The sequence below is a fragment of the Arthrobacter ipis genome (assembly GCF_014694315.1).
GTDB classification, from domain to species: domain Bacteria; phylum Actinomycetota; class Actinomycetes; order Actinomycetales; family Micrococcaceae; genus Arthrobacter; species Arthrobacter ipis.
This window is the reverse complement of record NZ_JAAOXD010000004.1, coordinates 627333-645444: the sequence shown is the minus strand read 5'-3', so window position 1 is coordinate 645444 and position 18112 is coordinate 627333. Positions and strand designations below refer to the sequence as shown.

Sequence of the window (18112 nt, the reverse complement as noted above, 5' to 3'; positions counted from 1 at the left end):
CGGCCGTCCGGCCTGGTCTGCGGTGAATCCCCCAATGGCTTCCATGGATCCAGTTTGATGAGGGGGTCTGACATTATTTGCCCCGTCCACAGTCCGACGCGACATTCCAAAGTCAGCACCGCCCCATCGACATGCCGCGAAGGCCGGACTTAGAATACGCGCGTCGGGGGACCCGATTTTCGGACCAGATATCGGTCTCAGTGTTCTGGATGCGCAGCATTGACATTGGAGACGGTATGGAAAAGCCACGAGCACTCTTGGCGGCTGTCGCGGCTGCCTCATTCCTCTTGTCGGCGTCCCCGGCGGGCCACGCAGCCCCGGCAGGCAAGGCAGCAGAAAGCCAGCCCGCACCGACCGTGCTCGCCAAAGGCCTGCTGAGCCCGCTCCACCTCAGCGACGGACCGGACGGTTCCGTTCTGGTTAGTGAGGAATTCGCGGGGAAGCTGACGAAAGTTGCCCGGGACGGCAGCAAGTCGATGGTTTACCGGAACGCAGCCTGGGACGTAGCCGGCACCGATCGGGGCGGCCGCACCATCTACCTGGCCGAGAGCCAGGGCGCCGGCCCGATGGATCCGAGGCCGCTGGCGGGACACATCAGAAGCATCGGCGCCGACGGCAAGCACCGCACCTTCGGCGACCTCGCTGCCCTTGAGGTGAAACACAATGCGGACGGCCGCACGAGCTACGGCTTCAAGGACCTTCCCGCTGCCTGCGCTGCCAAGCTACCGAAGGATGTGGAGGTCTCCTACAAGGGACACATCGATTCGCATCCCTATGGAATCAAGGTTTACGGGAACACCATCTACGTCGCCGACGCCGGGGCCAATAGCATCGTGTCGGTCGACGTGAAGTCAGGCAAGGCTGAAACCGTAGCCGTGCTGCCGCCCCGACCGCACAAATTCACCGCAAAAGAAACTGCGGCACTGAAGCTCCCGGGTTGCGTCTCAGGCCATACCTACCGGTTCGAGCCCGTGCCTACCGACGTCGAGCGCGGACCGGACGGCTGGCTGTATGTATCCGTGCTGCCCGGCGGACCGGAGGACCCGGCACTGGGTGCCCGCGGAGCGGTATACAAGGTCAACCCCCACAATGGCCGCGTCAAGCTGTTCGCCGATGACGTGATGTCGCCCACGGGCCTGGACATGGACGACGACGGGAACGTGTACGTCGCGTCCCTCTTCGGCAAGGGTGTGCTGAGGCTGTCCGCACATTCAAGCAAGCAGACAGTAGTGCTTCCGGGCGCGCTCACGGCCGACGTCGACATCAGGGGCGAGACCATCTACGCGACGGTCAACTCGCTGCCGGCACCGAACGCGGCACCGGACGGCCGTGTCGTGAAGGCCCCACTCGACGACTAGCAAATCAGGGCAGTACCAAAGATTAGCGGCAGCAACAAAGAAAGGGTGCGGCCGGATTGATTAGATCCGGCCGCACCCTTTCAGTGCATGTTGGCATGGGCTCTGCGGTGCAGAACCGGGAACGCTAGCGGTTCCGGTCCTCATCGATGGCGTGATCATCCGCCAGGTCGAGGTCCTCTTCGTCGAAGTCGTCTTCGTCGATATCCACGTCCGGTTGGACGTCACTCTTGTATGGGTCAGCCTCGCCAGCGGGCTTGGCGTTTCTGGCCAGTTCAGCCACCTCGGCATCGCGCTGCTTCGCGGTGCGGAGCAGTTCTTCGAGGTTGGACGCGTTGACGGGGATCTGGTCGGCGACGAACTCAAGCGTCGGAGTCAGCCGCGCGGTGATGTTCCGGCCCACTTCCTGCCGGAGCACGCCCTTGGCCTTCTCCAGCCCCTTGGCAGCATCAGCCTGCAAGGCCTGGTCGCCAAACACGGTGTAGTAGACGGTGGCATGCTGCAGGTCATTGGTCACACGGGCATCGGTGACAGTAATACCCTCAAGCCGAGGATCCTTCACCTTCCGGCCCAAAGCCTCAGCAACAACAACCTTAATCCGCTGCGCCATCTTGGCAGCGCGTGCCGGATCAGCCATTTTTACTCCTAGAAATTTCAGGGCACGACGGCGGCCGGATAGGCTGCGTCGCACTGTTCAGTTATCTGCCACGCGCCTAAGGCGAGTCTACGACTCACCCGTTGGATTTTTTCCGGCGGCCTGGGAGTGGCATCGGGCCTGCCGAAGCTGGGCGGCCGACGTCGTAAGACGTTGGCCACCCAGCGAAGGGGCGGGGCCGCCGGAAAAATTCCAACGGCCCCGCAAGTGAAGCAAGAGACTTAGACGCGCGGCTTCTCGCGCATCTCGAAGGTCTCGATGATGTCGCCTTCGGTGATGTCGTTGTACGAGCCAAGTCCGATACCACACTCGAAGTCCGTGCGGACCTCGGTGGCGTCGTCCTTGAAGCGCTTGAGCGTCTCCACCGTGAGGTTGTCGCCGATGAGCTTGCCGCCGCGGGTGATGCGGGCCTTCGAGTTGCGTCGGATAGTGCCCGAGCGAACGATAGAGCCTGCGATGTTGCCGAACTTGGAGGAACGGAACACTTCGCGGACCTCGGCGGTGCCCAGCTGGACCTCTTCGTACTCCGGCTTGAGCATGCCCTTGAGGGCCAGCTCGATGTCATCGATTGCTGCGTAGATGACGGAGTAGAAGCGCATGTCCACGCCTTCGCGGTCTGCCAGTTCGGCAACCCGCTCGGCGGGCTTGACGTTGAAGCCGATGATGACGGCGCTGTCGACCGTTGCCAGGTTGACGTCGTTCTGCGTGATCGCACCCACACCGCGGTGGATGACGCGGAGCTGCACGCCTTCGCCGACGTCGATCTTGAGCAGCGCGTCCTCGAGGGCTTCGACGGCACCGGACACGTCACCCTTGAGGATGAGGTTGAGGGTGTCGATCTTGCCTTCGGCGACGGCCTGGTCGAAGTCTTCCAGGCTGATGCGCTTGCGGCGCTTGGCGAGCTGGGCGTTGCGGTCGGCAGCTTCACGCTTTTCGGCGATCTGGCGGGCCGTGCGCTCGTCGGAGGTCACCAGGAAGGTGTCACCGGCACGCGGCACGTTGGACAGGCCGAGGACCTGGACCGGACGGGACGGAAGTGCGACGTCGAGTGCCTCGCCGTCCTCGTCGAACATGGCGCGGACGCGGCCGTGGGCCGTGCCGGCCACGATCGTGTCGCCGACGGCCAGGGTACCGGACTGCACCAGGACGGTGGCCACGGAACCGCGGCCCTTGTCCAGGTTTGCTTCGATGGCGATGCCTCGGGCGGCCTTGTCCGGGTTGGCCCGGAGGTCCAGCGCGGCGTCGGCGGTCAGGAGCACAGCGTCGATCAGTTCGTTGATGTTCAGGTTCTGGCGGGCAGAGACCTCAACGAACATGGTGTCGCCACCGTATTCTTCGGGAACCAGACCGTACTCAGTGAGCTGGCCCTTGACCTTGTCCGGGTTCGCGCCTTCCTTGTCGATCTTGTTCACGGCCACGACGATCGGCACGTTGGCCGCCTGGGCGTGGTTGAGGGCTTCAACGGTCTGCGGCATTACGCCGTCGTCCGCTGCCACAACCAGGATGGCGATGTCCGTGACCTTCGCACCACGGGCACGCATGGCGGTGAACGCCTCGTGGCCCGGGGTATCGATGAAGGTGATGTCGCGCACCGCACCCTCGTGCTCGTGGCTGATCTGGTAGGCACCGATGTGCTGGGTGATGCCACCGTGTTCGCCGGCAACGACGTCAGAGTTACGGATGGCGTCCAGCAAGCGGGTCTTACCGTGGTCAACGTGACCCATGACGGTGACTACCGGAGGACGAGCCTCGAGGTCTTCATCGCCTTCGGCTTCGAGCTCAGCTTCGAAGTCGATGTCGAAGGTGGAGAGCAGCTCGCGCTCCTCGTCCTCCGGCGAAACGACCTGCAGCTTGTAGCCGAGTTCCTCGCCGAGGAGAGCAAAAGTGTCCTCGTCCAGCGACTGGGTTGCCGTTGCCATTTCACCGAGGTGGAAGAGCACGGTAACCAGCGCGGCGGGGTTCGCCTCGATCTTGTCAGCGAAGTCCGTGATGGACGAGCCGCGGCGAAGCCGGATAACGGTGTTGCCGTCGCCGCGGGGTACGCTCACGCCACCCAGCGACGGTGCACTCATCTGCTCAAGTTCCTGGCGCTTTGCGCGCTTCGACTTGCGCTGCTTGCCACGGCCAGCGCCGCCCTTACCGAACGCACCCTGGGTGCCACCGCGACCGCGGCCACCCTTGCCGAAGCCACCGCCGGCCGGAGCACCGCCGCCGCCACCGGGACCGCCGGTTCCGGGAGCACCGGGACGGCCGGGACCGCCGGGACCGCGGCCGCCTTTCTCCTGTCTCGGTCCGCACCGAGCCAGGCACGAACCGTCTACTTCTTACTGCGGGCCCCCGCTGCGGTTACAGCTGAAAGGCCCATTGCAGAGCGCAACAAAGTTGTCATCGTTACGCGCTCATCGCTGGGAACTCATCGGGTTTCCATCAGATTTCTGACCCGCTTTCAGGTTGGACGGTTGGTACTGCAGACGCCGGGACATCCGCAGCGTGCGCTCCTGCCGTTATCCGGCGTTCGACGGCGGCGGTTCCGGTTGACCCGTTGAGGGCCCTACCGAAAGCTCGCCGCTTGACCGCCAGGGCCAGGCACGCTTCGCTGGGGTGCAGCCATGCACCCCGGCCAGCCATCCGGCGTCGTTCATCCACCACGACGGCGGACGAACCGCCGGTGTCGGAGACGAGCCGGAGCAACTCTGACCGCGGCCCCTTTTTCCGGCATCCAATGCAGGTACGCTGCGGCTGATTCCCGAGTTGTTGCACGTGTGCCACTGCCGAGTATCTTCCTGCCTGTACCTATCTGCCTGCCCGGCCACCCGCCACTGCCTTTCGGCAGGTCCTGCTTGCGGCAGGAACCCGGGCGCACGAACACGCTGATGCCGGCCGCTAGGCGCGGCCAAGTTCTATTCTAGCCCCTCACGGGCCCCATACCCGAAACCGGAAACCGAAACTGCCCGCCGCGGGGGCGGGCAGATCGGTCGAGGTCAGGGCCTCTGCCGGACAGTCTGACCCCCGCCCGGCGCAGCGCTAAGCGCGGGGAGCGGCGGCGTCGGAGACGATATCGATGCGCCACCCCGTCAGCTTGGCGGCGAGGCGGGCGTTCTGGCCCTCCTTGCCGATGGCAAGGGAGAGCTGGTAGTCCGGCACCACGACGCGGGCCGAGCGGGTGGCCTCGTCGGTGATGGTGACTGAATTCACACGTGACGGCGACAGTGCGCTGGCGATAAAGGTGGCCGGATCCTCGCTGAAGTCAACGATGTCGATCTTTTCGTCGTTCAGTTCGGTCATGACCGCCCGCACACGCGAGCCCATTTCGCCGATGCAGGCACCCTTGGCGTTGATGCCCTGTGTGTTTGCCTTGACCGCGATCTTGGTGCGGTGCCCGGCTTCGCGGGCCAGGGCGACGATCTCCACCGAGCGGTCGGCGATCTCGGGGACCTCCAGTTCGAAAAGCTTCCGAACCAGGCCTGGGTGCGAACGCGACAGGGTGATGGACGGACCCTTGGTGCCGCGGTGCACGTCGATGACGTACGCGCGCAGCCGGTTGCCGTGGATGTACTTCTCGCCCGGCACCTGCTCGGGCGGCGGAAGCAGGGCTTCCACAGAGCCGAGGTTGACCTGGATCATGTGGGGGTTGTTGCCCTGCTGGATCAGCCCGGCAACGAGTTCACCCTCGCGGCCCTTGAATTCACCCAGGACGTTGTCGTCCTCAACGTCGCGCAGACGCTGCAGGATGATCTGCCGGGCGGTGCTGGCGGCGATGCGGCCGAATCCGGCCGGCGTGTGCTCGAACTCGCCGATGGGTGCGCCGTCGTCGTCGATTTCGGTGGCCCAGATGGTCACGTGGCCACTCTTGCGGTCCAGCTCCGCGCGGGCCTTCTCGAAGGCGCCCGGCGACTTGTGGTAGGCGACGAGCAGTGCCTGCTCGATCGTGGGGATGAGGAGATCCAGCGGGATTTCGCGCTCACGCTCCAGGAGTCTCAGCGCGCTCATGTCAATATCCATCAGGCCTCCTCAGAAGGTCCATTGTGCTCAGTTTCCAGACCGGCCTCGTCGAGGCGGCTGAACTCAATTTCGACTTTTCCGCTGCGGATCTTGTCGAAAGGAAGCTTTACGGGGTCGCCCTGCCTGGGCTTCATGCCCTTTTTCACGGCGATTTCGGGGACGAGGGTCACGCCGGCGTCGTCAACAGAGCTGATCCTGCCCGTAACGTTCTCGCCCTGGATCACGTTGACTGCGACCATGCGGCCGCGGGCGCGGTGCCAGTGCCGGGGCTCGGTCAGCGGCCGCCCCACGCCGGGCGATGAAACCTCAAGGTCGTACGGACGGCTGTCCGTGCTGGGGTCGCTGTCCAGGATGTCGGAGAGTTCCTTGGAGATGTCAGCGATGACGTCAAGGCTCACCCCGCCCGTTTCTTCCTGCGGCAGATCCACCACGACGTGGACCACGCGGTTGGAACCTGCGATGTGGATGGCAACATCCTCGAGGTAAAGCCGGTGCGACTGGACTGCGGGCTCCAGCAGCGCCCGGAGGCGCTCAGCCTCGGGATTGTGGACAGCCGCGGGTTCAGCCTTTCCCGCGTCGGTCCGGTCTGATGAAGTCGTGGCTTCTGCATTGCTCACGATGCCGGCCGCCTCCCGTTAGATGATGTTGTGTGTACTAGCCTAGCGATTTTCCGGGCGGCTTGGTGCACGGACTTCCCCGCGGCCGTGACAACATGGTCTGTTGTGAATGACGACAGCGGGCGAAAAAGAACGCCGGCCAGCTATCTCCGGTATGGCCTGCTGGCACTCGCCGCATTCCTGGTGCTGAGCCTCGGTTTTGCGCTTATTCCGCGGGAATCCCCTGCACCGGCAGCTCCTCCATTCTCCGAGCAGGCTCGCGCCGCCGCCCTCGCTCAAACCCTGGATCTGAGGGCTGCCAGCCAGCAGCTCGCGGAGGGGTCGTCCGGCGCGCGGCGGCAGCTGTTTTCGCACACTGTGACTTTGCTGACTACCCAGGCACGGGCGCTCCTTCTTCCGGGCGGCGCCACCGCCACTTCAGCGCCCGGCGCAGCATCATCGGGGACAGCACTGCCGCGCCCGGCCACGCTGCCGGCGCTGGTCGCTGCATTGTCCACGAGCGGCAAGGAACTCCTCGCCCATGCCGAGAAGGCCGACGGCGGGATGGCCCGCCTGCTCGCCGCGGTAGGAACCGCCCAGTTGCTTCAGGCGACGACGCTGGCACAGGTTGCCGGGACGCCGCCGCCTGCCGTCTCGGCGCCGGTGACAACGCAGCGAAACGCGGCCACGGCGTGCTCCGTCACCAGCCCCTCAAGCAACAGCGCCCAATCAGGCAACAGCGCCGCGACGGGCGGTGACGCCCCGCCAAACAACAGTAATGAGTCGACCAAAACAGCGGACCCGTCTGACAGCGCCACGCTCGCCGCCGCTCTGAACCGGGTGGTCCGGACAGAAGTTGAGACGGTGTACGGCTATCAGGTAGCTCTGACGCGCCTGGCCGCGCCGGCCGCGGACCAGGCGAGGGCCCTGCTGTCCACGCATGAAACCCTCGTTGGCCAGGCCGAGGCCTACACCCGCGCTCATTGCGTGTCAGTTCCTCCCCGTGAACCGGGCTACACCCTGGGCACCTCGTTCCTGCAGAAGCCGGCTGCGGGACTGGCCAGCCTTGAAGCCGGCACGCTCCCGGTCTACGGCGACCTTGTGGCGCTGAGCGAGGGTGAGACCCGGCGGTGGGCCGTCACCTCGCTGGTCGCGGCTGCCCAGCGGACCATGCGCTGGGGGTCCGATCCCGGCCCCGTCCCCGGCATTGTGCTGGACACCGCGCTCCTGCCGGAGCTTCCGGAACCGGCTGAGACCTCACCGCGACAGACCGACGGCGGCGCAGCGGCAACACCCGCCGCACAGTGAGCGCGGGCCGCCCGGGTGACAGCCACTGGCAGCCTGCTGCTTCAAAGTGGTTTGCTGGAGCCATGGATTCAGCGGACAGATCTGCGTTGCCCCCTGAGGGGTTGCACGCCAATGAGCCCCATGGCAACGACCTCGTGCACCGCCTGAACTGGCTGCGTGCCGGTGTCCTCGGAGCCAACGACGGGATTGTGTCAGTCGCTGCGATTGTGGTGGGCGTAGCCGGTGCCACCAGCGACAACGGCCCCATCCTCGCGGCCGGTGCTGCCGGGCTCGTGGGCGGTGCTGTATCCATGGCCCTGGGTGAGTACGTCTCCGTCAGCAGCCAGAGCGACAGCCAAAAAGCGCTGATCGAGAAGGAACGGCGCGAACTTGCCGAGGAACCGGAAGAGGAACTGCTGGAGCTCACCGCGATCTACCGGAGCAAGGGCCTTAGCGAGGAAACAGCCCGGAATGTGGCGCGGGAACTGACAGAGCACGACGCCCTGGCCGCACACCTGTCCGCAGAGCTCAATATCGACGAACAGGACATCGTTAGCCCCTGGCATGCCGCCTTTGCGTCCGCCATCGCCTTCACGCTGGGTGCCATCCTGCCGATGCTGGCCATCCTGCTCCCTCCCGAAAATATTCGGGTTGCGGTGACTTTCGGAGCTGTCCTGCTGGCCCTGGCCGTAACGGGAGCCGTGGGCGCGTGGATTGGGGGCGGTTCGAAGACCCGGGCGGGGGCACGCGTGGTGGTGGGTGGCGGCGTTGCCCTGGCCGCGACGTTCACTATCGGAAACCTGCTGGGCGCCAGCGGCATCGTGTAGGTGCCACCCAAGCCATCGGCTGGGAGTTTTTGTCCATTTGTCGCGACTTCAAGGCCTCCAGCGGCCATTATCTGGACAAAAACTCCAAGCCAAAAGTGAGGAATGACTGCGGAACCTCCGTGCAGGGCGTGGGCAGATTCGTCAAGGCAGGAGCCCTCCGGCGTCCCCAATCCGCAAGGCCAGCTCCACTACGCTGGAGCTGTGCACCGGCCATCAGACGTTCCCATCCCACTGGACCTGACGCGCCGCTACTCCCGCAGCAGCGCCGGCAGGGCCTGGCTGGCGTCCCTTCCGGACATGATCCGCGGCCGGATCGACCAGTGGCAGCTTGAGCTGGACCTGGAACCGGGAGGTTTTCCGTGGAGCGGACACGGCGCAGTTGTGGTTCCGGTCCGCGCAGCGGGATCGCCAGCAGCATTGAAGGTGGCCTTTCCGCATGACGAAGCCCTGGTGGAACGCCATGCGCTGGCACTGTGGAACGGCCACGGCGCGGTGAAGCTGCTGGCCTCCGACGCCGGAACGTGTTCAATGCTCCTCGAGCGACTGGATGCGGGCAGGTCGCTCCGGACAGCGCCGATGGACACCGCCCTTGAGGTGTGGGGCGGGCTGATGCGGGAGCTGAGCCTCGTGCCCGACGCCCGGCCGCAGTGGCAGGAATTCGTGCACGTGGCCGCCCGTGCGGAACAGTGGAGCGACGACCTGCCCGCCGACTGGGAACAGCTGGGCCGTCCGTTTCCCCGGTGGCTGCTGGAGGCGGCACTCGAGGTTTGCCAGACCAGAGGCGCCGTTGGCCGCCGCTCCTCGGAGGACGTCCTGGTCAACACGGACTTCCACTACCTCAACATTCTGGCCAGGCCTGACTCCCCGGCGAACAATGCGGCAGGGAACCATTCGGTCGGGAATACCGTTGCCGAGGGCTTTGCGGCCATCGATCCCCAGCCGATGGTGGGCGAGGCGGAATTCGCCATGGCTCCCGTGCTCTGGAACCGAATCCCGGACTTGCCGGCATCGGATCCCGCCGCCGGCCTGCTGGCACGGTGCCATGACTTCAGCCTCGCGGCGGGGCTGGACCCGGAAGTGGCCCGGCAGTGGAGCCTTGCCCGGGAGGTGGACAATGCACTGCACTACGCCTCGAGGCCGGGCCACGGCGGTGACATGGCCCGGTCCCTGTGGGTGGCCAGCACACTCGCCGGCCGGACGCTGGACGGGCTTCCGGCTGCCCACGATTTGCCCGAACCCGGCGAGGATGCCATGAATACATCGCCGTCGTAGGGCCCCGGGAGCACAGACCCCAGCGACCACAGGGCCGTCAGGTCCCGCCCGACCGGACGGCTTCGACGGCTGTCCGCACCGCCTCCACCGCGGTGGTGACGTCATCGGCGTCGGTGGTCCAGTTGCTGACAGATATTCGCACCACGTCCCTGCCGTGCCAACGGGAACCGGACATCCACACCTTTCCGTCGGCGATGAGCCGCTCCGCCACACGCCGGGTTGTGGCGTCGTCGCCGAAGGCCACGGAGATTTGGGTGTAGCCGACGTCGTTCAGGACTTCCACCCCGTCAATGGCCGTGAGCAGTTCCCCGAGCTGGGCAGCGGACGTGGCAAGGCGGCGGATCTGTCCAGCCACACCGTCCCTGCCCAGGGACTTCAGCGCTGCCCACACGGGCACTCCCCTGGCCCTGCGGGAAAGCTCCGGAACGCGCTGGCTGGGGTCACCCGAGCCGTCGGCGTCCTGGAGGAGGTAGCTGGCGTGCAGCCCCATGGCGCTGCGCAACGCCTGCGCATCCCGGACAACCACGACGCCGCAGTCGTACGGGACGTTGAGGCTCTTGTGGGCGTCCGTGGCCCAGGAGTCGGCCCGTTCCACCCCAGCGGTCAGCCCTGCGAGTTCCGGGACGGCCGCCGCCCAGAGTCCGAAGGCCCCGTCCACGTGCACCCAGGCGCCGTGTGCCTTGGACACCGCGATGGCTGCGGTGAAGGGGTCGAAGCCTCCCGAGTGGAGGTTTCCGGCCTGCAGGCACACCAGCACCGGGGCCGGCCCCGAACCCTGGGATCCACCAGACTGGGCGCCTGAACTGTCCGCTGCTGCATGCTCCAGCGCGATCCGGTCCAGGGCACAGTCCAGCTCCGCGGCGTCGATGCGACCCTGGCTGTCGGCCGGAACCACGGTGGGGCTGCCCATTCCCAGGTAGCGCAGCGCGAGGTCTACCGTCTCGTGCCGTTCCTCCCCCACAAGGCAGTGGATCCGCGGAGCGCCGAAGAGCCCGTCACGTTCCAGGTCCCAGCCGGCGTCCTTGAGAAGGCGCCACCTTGCGGCCGCCAGCCCGGTGAAATTGGCCATGGTGGTTCCGGTGACGAAGCCGACGTCGGATTCCTCCGGCATGCCCAGCAGCTGCAGCAGCCAGTGGCCCGCGGCGTCTTCAATGGCGGCGATGGCTGGCGTGGCGTAGCGGAGCCCCGAGTTCTGGTCCCAGGAACTGACCAGCCAGTCGGCCGCCATGGCGGCCGGGAGGGTACCGCCGATGACCCAGCCGAAAAAGCGTCCGGATGGCATGGCCATGAGGCCCGGTTCGGCGTGGCTGGCCAGGTAGTCCACGACGTCGGCCGGGGCCATGCCGGACTGTGGCAGCGCCCCGTCGAACGCCGCGACGAGTTCCCGGGCTGCCTGCTGCGGACCTACCCGACGGCTGGGCTGGCTTTCCAGCCACCGCGTCGCATGCCGGACGGCTGCAGCCAAGGCATCCCTGTACGGTTCCGCACCGGCTGACATAGAGGCATGCTACGCCGTCCCGGTACCACCCGCGAGAACGCAGCTGCCCCGGAAGCCCGGCTCAGCCTGAAAGCCAGCCCAGCCGGGAACCCAGCTCAGGCGAAGTTCTCCTGCCACACGTCGAAGGCGAGCTTGACGATCAGGGCGAAAACCACCACGAGGAACACCACACGGACAAACTTGCTCCCCTGCTTTACGGCGGTGCGGGCGCCGAGGTAGCCCCCGGCCATGTTCGCCGCGCCCAGCAGCAGGCCGACTCCCCAAAGCAGGGAGCCATGCGGGAGGAAAAATATGAGTGCCCCGGCGTTCGTTGCCATGTTGACGATTTTCGCCTTGGCGCTGGCCTCCAGGAAGGCGTACCCCATCGCCGAAACCAGCGCGATCACCAGGAAGGATCCGGTTCCGGGGCCGATCAGACCGTCGTAGAACCCGATCACGGCGCCGATGGCGCAGGCCACCACGTAGTGTGTGCGGCCGCCGTGCCGGAGTTCGGTGAGGTGCCCGGCGTCGGGCCTAAGTGCCGTGAACAGCGCGACGGCCACCAGAGCCACCACGATGATCGGCTTGAATACCTCCGCTGGCAGCCGGGTGGCCAGCAGCGCACCGCCGAAGCTGCCCGCCAGCGCGATCGCGGCCATCGGCACGGCCGTCCGCAGATCAGGCCGGACGCGGCCGTAGTAGGTCACGGCGCTGGTGCTGGTGCCGAAGATGGAGCCCATCTTGTTGGTGGCCAGTGCCTGCACCGGGGTGATCCCCGGCACGAGCAACAGCGCCGGCAGCTGCAGCAGGCCGCCGCCGCCCACGACGGCGTCCACCCAGCCCGCGGAGAAGCCAGCCACCACTATCAGGACGATAGTGGCGAGCTGGATCGACTCAAACCCCGAAACCACCGGGAGGGCGCGCGGTCAGTTGCTGCGGACGGCGTTGACCACGTAGTCAACTGCCTTGTCCACGGCCACGTTTTCAGCCTCGCCGCTCCGGCGGTCCTTGATTTCGACGACGCCGTCCACCAGTCCGCGGCCGACGGCAAGGATGGTGGGCACGCCCACAAGCTCGGCATCGCCGAACTTCACGCCCGGGGAAACCTTCGGCCGGTCATCGTAGATGACTTCCAGGCCGGCGCCCTCAAGCTCAAGGGCGAGCTGCTCGGCGGCGGCGAAGATCTCCTCGCCGCGCCCGACGGCCACGACATGCACGTCGGCCGGAGCCACGGAGCGGGGCCAGACGAGGCCCTTGGCGTCGTGGTTGGATTCCGCCAGTGCGGCGACGGCCCGGGTGACGCCCACGCCGTAGGACCCCATGGTGACCACCACCTGCTTGCCGTTCTGGTCCAGGACCTTCAGTTCGAGCGCTTCGGCGTACTTGCGGCCCAGCGCGAAGATGTGTCCCATCTCGATGCCGCGGGCCGTTTCGAGCGGTCCGGAGCCGTCCGGGGCCTCGTCACCGGCGCGCACTTCCGTGCACTCGATGACGCCATCCCATGTGAAGTCCCGTCCCGCCACGAGCCCGAAGACGTGCTTGCCCGCCATGTTGGCACCGGTCACCCAGGCCGTGCCGCTGACGACGCGCGGATCAACCAGGTACAGGAGCTTGGCGGCGCCTTCGAGGCCAAGGAGCGGCGCGCCCAGCGACATGCCCGGGCCGAGGTAACCGCGCACGATGAGCGGGTTGCGGGCCAGGTCCTCCTCGCCGGCGGCTTCCACTGCGATTTCGCCGGCGACCGGAAGGTAGGCACCGATGTTGGCCTCGACGCGCTTGAGGTCGACACCCCGGTCGCCGGGGACACCGAGCACCACGATCTGGCGCTCCCCGGTGGGCAGGGTGACGGCGAGTACCACGTTCTTGAGCGTGTCAGCGGCAGTCCAGGGACCGCCGTCGGCCTCGCTGCGCGGCACGAGCTCGTTGGAGGCAGCCACGAGCGTGTCGATCGTGGGTGTATTCGGGGTATCGCGGATCTCAGCGGCCGGGGCGTTGGTGAAGTCGATGTCCGCGGGAACCACCGTGGTGACGGCTTCGACGTTGGCCGTGTAGCCGCCGGCCGAGCGTACGAAGGTGTCCTCGCCGATGTCCGTGGGGTGCAGGAATTCCTCGCTCCTGGACCCGCCCATGGCACCTGCGGTGGCCGTGACGGGAATGACTTCAAGGCCGAGCCGCTCGAAGATCTTCAGGTACGCTGCCCGGTGGGCTGCGTAGCTGGCGTCCAGCCCGGCGTCGTCGACGTCGAACGAGTAGGAGTCCTTCATGATGAACTCACGGCCGCGGAGAAGGCCGGCGCGCGGACGTGCCTCGTCGCGGTACTTGTTCTGGATCTGGTAGATGCTCAGCGGCAGGTCCTTGTACGAGGAGTAAAGGTCCTTGACCAGCAGGGTGAACATCTCCTCGTGCGTGGGGGCCAGCAGGTAGTCCCCGCCTTTGCGGTCCTTCAGCCGGAACAGCCCTTCGCCGTATTCGGTCCAGCGGTTGGTCGCCTCGTAGGGCTCCTTGGGGAGCAGTGCGGGGAAGTGAACTTCCTGGGCGCCGATGGCGGCCATCTCTTCCCGGATGATCTGCTCCACCTTGCGCAGCACGCTCAGTCCCAGCGGCAGCCAGGTGTAGATGCCCGGAGCCGCGCGGCGGATGTATCCCGCGCGCACGAGCAGCCGGTGGCTGGCCACCTCGGCGTCAGCGGGGTCTTCACGCAGGGTGCGCAGGAAAAGCTTGGAGAGTCGAAGAACCACGGGTAGGTGTCCGTTTCTGGGGGAAGTGCTGATTGTCTGGGTACTAATGTACCGGCTGGGCAGCAGCACAGGTTGCGGGCCCTGTGGGAGCTGAACAGGAAAGCCACGCCCCGCAGGAGAAGCCCCTGGCCGTTTACGGCTGGTCATCCCTGTGGCGGCGTGGCTCCGCGGCCGGTCATGCCGCTAATTCTCGAGAGACCACCCGGGTCCGAAAACCCGGTAAGAACGAACCTATGTGATAGCCGTCACCGATTTCAAATCCAGTGCGGCCGGTGCGGCTTTGGCCGCCGGCTAGAAGAGAACTGTAGCGAAGGTCCCCACCTGCCGGAAACCCACGCGTTCGTAGGTGGCCCTCGCCCGGGAGTTGTAGTCGTTGACATACAGGCTGGTGACGGGCGCCATTTTCTGGGCCAGCAGCACCACGGCCGCCATGTAGCCGGCGCTCAGCCCGAGTCCCCGGTGGCTGGGGTTCATCCATACGCCCTGCACCTGGGTGACCTCGGCGGTGACAGCACCCAGCTCGGCCTTGAACACGACTTCGCCGTCCTTCAGGTGGACCAGGGAGTGTCCCTGCCGGATCAGGCCTGCCACCCGGCGGCTGTAGAAGTCGCGGCCGCCGAGGTAGGGCGAGTAGCCAACCTCTTCCTCGAACATCGCTGCACAGGCAGGGAGGATGGCGTCAAAATCTGCGTACTGCCCGTACCCCAGCTCCCAGTTCGGCTCAACGGCCGGAGGGCCGGAAATGGTCATGAGCGGCTGATCGGGCCGTACCTCGTGGGCCACGTGGCCCAGCTCCTCCAGCCGACTGTGCAGCGCAAGGACCGTTCCCGCCGGTCCGAAGATCGACGCGAACCGGCGACCGGAGCGGTGGGCCGCAGCCGCCACCGGTCCGGCCAGCTCGGGATCCAGTTGGACGGGGACCAGGTTGGCGCCTGCCCAGCAGGCGCCAACCAGCACGTCGTCGTCGAAAACGCCCAAGACGTTGGCTCCGCCCGGGGTGGGCGCGGCAGAGTCTGTCGACTCCAGGTGCGCCAGGATGAATACGTTGGCGACGGGATCGATTTCTGCCAGTTCGCGCAGTCGACGGGTGTCCGCAACACCCAGCACCCGGACGGTGGCACCGTCCGGCGCGGCGCCGTCCTTATGAGACGCTAACCACGGGGCTACCCTTGACAGCATCTTCGCCATCGGCCTCCCCCATCTCTTCCGCGATACGCATGGCCTCTTCGATCAGTGTCTCAACAATCTGGCTCTCGGGGACAGTCTTGATGACCTCGCCCTTCACAAATATCTGGCCCTTGCCGTTGCCGGAGGCGACGCCGAGGTCAGCTTCCCGAGCTTCGCCCGGGCCGTTGACGACGCAGCCCATGACGGCGACGCGCAGCGGGATCTCCATCCCCTCGAGGCCGGCGGTGACCTGCTCGGCGAGGGTGTAGACGTCAACCTGCGCGCGCCCGCAGGACGGGCACGAGACGATTTCCAGCTTGCGGGGGCGCAGGTTCAGCGACTGCAGGATCTGGTTGCCCACCTTGATCTCCTCAACGGGAGGGGCAGACAGGGACACGCGGATGGTGTCGCCGATGCCACGCGAGAGGAGGGCGCCAAAGGCTGTGGCCGACTTGATGGTTCCCTGGAACGCGGGACCGGCCTCAGTGACGCCCAGGTGCAGCGGCCAGTCGCCCTTTTCGGCGAGCATCTCGTAGGCCGCCACCATGACCACCGGGTCATTGTGCTTCACGGAGATCTTGAAGTCGTGGAAGCCGTGCTCCTCGAAGAGCGAGGCTTCCCAGACTGCGGATTCGACCAAAGCCTCCGGAGTGGCCTTGCCGTACTTCTTCAGGATGCCCGGTTCCAGCGATCCTGCATTCACGCCGATGCGGATGGACGTGCCGTGATCCTTGGCCGCCTTGGCGATCTCCTTGACCTGGTCGTCGAACTTGCGGATGTTGCCCGGGTTCACGCGCACGGCAGCACAGCCGGCCTCGATGGCCGCGAAGACGTACTTCGGCTGGAAGTGGATGTCGGCGATGACCGGGATCTGCGATTTCCGGGCGATGATCGGAAGCGCCTCCGCGTCATCGGCGGACGGGCACGCCACGCGGACGATGTCGCAGCCGGAGGCTGTCAGCTCGGCAATCTGCTGCAGCGTGGCGTTGATGTCCGTGGTGGGCGTGGTGGTCATCGACTGCACGCTGATGGGGAAATCGGAACCGACCCCGACGGAGCCCACCTTGATCTGGCGCGTCTTGCGTCGCGGGGCAAGGACGGGCGGCGGTGCTGATGGCATTCCCAGGCTGACCGAGGTCACGTGGACTCCTTGAATTCGAAAATCGGTGGTGCGGGGCGGCTAGGCTGCGTGCTCAGCCAAGAGACCGGTCACGGGTGCCCATTCGGTGGTTCGCGTGCCGGAAATGACGCCCGCGGCCGCGAAGGGATCCTGCCGGAGGATCTCGTTGAGTGCGGCTTCGTCGGCCGCCTTGAAAATGAGCAGGGCGCCTGCGCCGTCGCCGTAGGGTCCGCTGGCCAGAAGCCTGCCGTCCTGCGCGAGTCCTGCGGTCCATTCGCGGTGGGCGGGGCGGGTGGCCGCTCGCGTTTCGGAGGACTCGGCGTCGTATACGTACTCAACAGCAAAAACAGTCATAGAGATACCCTATCCCGCGGCCGGGCTAGCCGAGGAGCACGACCTTCGTGAAGGCGGCAACTCCCGCAGCCCACAGCATGGAGGCCAGGGTGCCGATGATGAACCGCTCCGCGGCCACCGGCGTTTCCTTGAGTTCCGCGAACCGGCCCAGGCCTTTGATGGCCACCACGTAGGCGATTGCCACGGGCTGCCCGGCCAGGATGGCGAGGCAGACTGCCAGCCGCTCGAGCACTCCGATGATGGCCCCGCCCCGGAGGATCCGTTTGGCCGATGCCTCGCCTCCGGGCTCCGGCGCGGCCGCACCACCAGCGTCCACGGTGATGTCGCCGTTCACTGAATTCACCCTGTCCCCTACGGCCGGCCTGTCCCCTACGGCCGGCCTGTCCACCGTCACGTCCGCGGAGGGGTCGTCGGCGCCGTCCCTGCCGGCATTGGCGGCGGCGTCGGCTTTGTCGTCGATGGTGCGGGCCAGCCGGAAAACCAGGGCCGTGACAGGCCAGCCCACGAATCCGGCTGTCAGCAGGGCGGCTGCGATCCAGACTGCGTTCACGCTTCTCCTCGGTTGTCGTCGCCGTCTTGAGTCCCGGGGATGGCGTTCTCCAGGATGAGGCGGTGGGCGGTTGCCAGCAGCATTTCCACCGCCGGCCTCGCGGCCCATTCTTCCTGCCAGCCCGACCGGAGGACGGCCCGGCTCACCGACTGTTCGGTGATTCCCAGTTCCCGCGCCACCTGTTTCTGGTGTCCGTGGCGTCCGGGGCCCTGTTCGGTTGCTGCACCGCTCTTCGCACGGAGGGCGTCCACCACGCGCCACTGGGCCTCGGTCCGTGCCTGCACCAGGCCGCCGACCAACCGCAGCACCGCTTCCGCGTTGGCGCACGCCACGGCGGCCTCGTGCTCCCGGCTCCCCGCGACCACGGCGGCGGGGACATGGCTCGCTGCTGACTTGGCACGTTCCACCGCCCGGCGGGCAGCGACAAAGGCGGGGCCGGACCCTTCGCGCGGGCTCGCGTCCGGCGGCAGGGATCCCGGGCCGACGCCGATCCCGACGTACCAGTGCCCGCTTCGCAGGGCGTGCAGGGCCACGTCCACCACCAGGGCAGGGTCCTGCAGGACGCCCTGCACTTCGTCGCCGACGGAGCGTTCAAAGCGGACACCAGAATGGCTGCCGATGTCTTCGAGGAGCTCGGGCACGCGATCCACGTCGCCGGTGCTGCCACGCTGGTCGATGGTCAGAACGTACATGGGTAAAACCGTATCCGGCT

General features: G+C 66.5%; 17 protein-coding genes. 4 read left to right on the top strand and 13 right to left on the bottom strand.

The features are described 5' to 3' along the window. The first annotated feature begins 236 nt into the window (after positions 1–236). On the top strand, positions 237–1358 hold the full coding sequence (locus G9E11_RS14890) for a ScyD/ScyE family protein (RefSeq protein ID WP_190606978.1): 1122 nt from the start codon (positions 237–239) through the stop codon (positions 1356–1358). Between the two features lie 124 nt (positions 1359–1482). Here the strand turns inward: G9E11_RS14890 and rbfA are convergent, their stop codons facing one another. The 5 genes from rbfA to rimP form a co-directional block, all read right to left on the bottom strand. Then, on the bottom strand, positions 1483–1992 hold the full coding sequence (gene rbfA, locus G9E11_RS14885; protein WP_190606976.1) for a 30S ribosome-binding factor RbfA: 510 nt from the start codon (positions 1990–1992) through the stop codon (positions 1483–1485). A gap of 239 nt (positions 1993–2231) precedes the next feature. Next, positions 2232–4082, bottom strand: coding sequence for a translation initiation factor IF-2 (gene infB, locus G9E11_RS14880; RefSeq protein ID WP_246468942.1), 1851 nt, complete (start codon positions 4080–4082; stop codon positions 2232–2234). A 355-nt stretch (positions 4083–4437) separates the two neighbouring features. After that, complete coding sequence (locus G9E11_RS14875; RefSeq protein ID WP_307031735.1) at positions 4438–4770, bottom strand: YlxR family protein; 333 nt, start codon at positions 4768–4770, stop codon at positions 4438–4440. 264 nt (positions 4771–5034) lie between these two features. Beyond that, positions 5035–6012: a transcription termination factor NusA gene (gene nusA / locus G9E11_RS14870; RefSeq protein WP_190606975.1), complete on the bottom strand. Its 978-nt coding sequence runs from the start codon at positions 6010–6012 to the stop codon at positions 5035–5037. Then, the gene (gene rimP, locus G9E11_RS14865; protein ID WP_190606973.1) at positions 6012–6629 is read right to left on the bottom strand and encodes a ribosome maturation factor RimP; all 618 of its coding nucleotides are present in this window, start codon (positions 6627–6629) and stop codon (positions 6012–6014) included. The genes nusA and rimP overlap by 1 nt, the downstream gene beginning before the upstream one ends. A gap of 105 nt (positions 6630–6734) precedes the next feature. Here rimP and G9E11_RS21545 point away from each other — a divergent pair, with 105 nt between their 5' ends. The 3 genes from G9E11_RS21545 (at position 6735) to G9E11_RS14850 (ending at position 9994) form a co-directional block, all read left to right on the top strand. Then, complete coding sequence (locus G9E11_RS21545; protein WP_190606971.1) at positions 6735–7916, top strand: DUF4439 domain-containing protein; 1182 nt, start codon at positions 6735–6737, stop codon at positions 7914–7916. A 62-nt stretch (positions 7917–7978) separates the two neighbouring features. Continuing rightward, positions 7979–8722, top strand: a complete 744-nt coding sequence (locus tag G9E11_RS14855; protein WP_190606969.1) for a VIT1/CCC1 transporter family protein — start codon at positions 7979–7981, stop codon at positions 8720–8722. Positions 8723–8923: 201 nt separating this feature from the next. Beyond that, a complete protein-coding gene (locus G9E11_RS14850; protein ID WP_190606967.1) occupies positions 8924–9994 on the top strand; it encodes an aminoglycoside phosphotransferase family protein in 1071 nt (356 codons plus the stop codon). A gap of 37 nt (positions 9995–10031) precedes the next feature. Here G9E11_RS14850 and G9E11_RS14845 read toward each other — a convergent pair whose 3' ends face one another. The 8 genes from G9E11_RS14845 to G9E11_RS14810 all read right to left on the bottom strand — a co-directional run bounded on the left by G9E11_RS14845 (position 10032) and on the right by G9E11_RS14810 (position 18092). Next, entirely contained in the window at positions 10032–11492 is a 1461-nt protein-coding gene (locus G9E11_RS14845; RefSeq protein ID WP_190606965.1) for a pyridoxal phosphate-dependent decarboxylase family protein, read from the bottom strand. 95 nt (positions 11493–11587) lie between these two features. Next, positions 11588–12382, bottom strand: a complete 795-nt coding sequence (locus G9E11_RS14840) for a sulfite exporter TauE/SafE family protein (protein ID WP_190606963.1) — start codon at positions 12380–12382, stop codon at positions 11588–11590. 15 nt (positions 12383–12397) lie between these two features. After that, positions 12398–14209 (bottom strand): proline--tRNA ligase, encoded by a 1812-nt coding sequence (locus G9E11_RS14835; protein ID WP_190606960.1) that lies wholly within the window; start codon positions 14207–14209, stop codon positions 12398–12400. A 291-nt stretch (positions 14210–14500) separates the two neighbouring features. Then, positions 14501–15388, bottom strand: coding sequence for a GNAT family N-acetyltransferase (locus G9E11_RS14830; RefSeq protein WP_190607116.1), 888 nt, complete (start codon positions 15386–15388; stop codon positions 14501–14503). Further along, the gene (gene ispG / locus G9E11_RS14825) at positions 15351–16517 is read right to left on the bottom strand and encodes a flavodoxin-dependent (E)-4-hydroxy-3-methylbut-2-enyl-diphosphate synthase (protein WP_003805892.1); all 1167 of its coding nucleotides are present in this window, start codon (positions 16515–16517) and stop codon (positions 15351–15353) included. The genes G9E11_RS14830 and ispG overlap by 38 nt, the downstream gene beginning before the upstream one ends. Before the next feature lie 39 nt (positions 16518–16556). After that, complete coding sequence (locus tag G9E11_RS14820; RefSeq protein WP_102970838.1) at positions 16557–16850, bottom strand: YciI family protein; 294 nt, start codon at positions 16848–16850, stop codon at positions 16557–16559. A gap of 25 nt (positions 16851–16875) precedes the next feature. Further along, positions 16876–17400, bottom strand: a complete 525-nt coding sequence (locus G9E11_RS14815) for a hypothetical protein (RefSeq protein ID WP_190606958.1) — start codon at positions 17398–17400, stop codon at positions 16876–16878. Next, positions 17397–18092, bottom strand: coding sequence for a MarR family transcriptional regulator (locus G9E11_RS14810; protein ID WP_190606956.1), 696 nt, complete (start codon positions 18090–18092; stop codon positions 17397–17399). Before G9E11_RS14810 ends, G9E11_RS14815 begins: the two co-directional genes overlap by 4 nt. Positions 18093–18112: the final 20 nt, after the last annotated feature.

What these genes read in the sequence shown, in the direction of transcription:
- G9E11_RS14890 (WP_190606978.1), top strand. Translation starts at nt 237, where the DNA reads ATGGAAAAGCCACGAGCACTCTTGGCGGCTGTCGCGGCTGCCTCATTC.
- rbfA (WP_190606976.1), bottom strand. Translation starts at nt 1,992, where the DNA reads ATGGCTGATCCGGCACGCGCTGCCAAGATGGCGCAGCGGATTAAGGTT.
- infB (WP_246468942.1), bottom strand. Translation starts at nt 4,082, where the DNA reads ATGAGTGCACCGTCGCTGGGTGGCGTGAGCGTACCCCGCGGCGACGGC.
- nusA (WP_190606975.1), bottom strand. Translation starts at nt 6,012, where the DNA reads ATGGATATTGACATGAGCGCGCTGAGACTCCTGGAGCGTGAGCGCGAA.
- G9E11_RS14855 (WP_190606969.1), top strand. Translation starts at nt 7,979, where the DNA reads ATGGATTCAGCGGACAGATCTGCGTTGCCCCCTGAGGGGTTGCACGCC.
- G9E11_RS14845 (WP_190606965.1), bottom strand. Translation starts at nt 11,492, where the DNA reads ATGTCAGCCGGTGCGGAACCGTACAGGGATGCCTTGGCTGCAGCCGTC.
- G9E11_RS14830 (WP_190607116.1), bottom strand. Translation starts at nt 15,388, where the DNA reads ATGCTGTCAAGGGTAGCCCCGTGGTTAGCGTCTCATAAGGACGGCGCC.
- G9E11_RS14820 (WP_102970838.1), bottom strand. Translation starts at nt 16,850, where the DNA reads ATGACTGTTTTTGCTGTTGAGTACGTATACGACGCCGAGTCCTCCGAA.
- G9E11_RS14810 (WP_190606956.1), bottom strand. Translation starts at nt 18,092, where the DNA reads ATGTACGTTCTGACCATCGACCAGCGTGGCAGCACCGGCGACGTGGAT.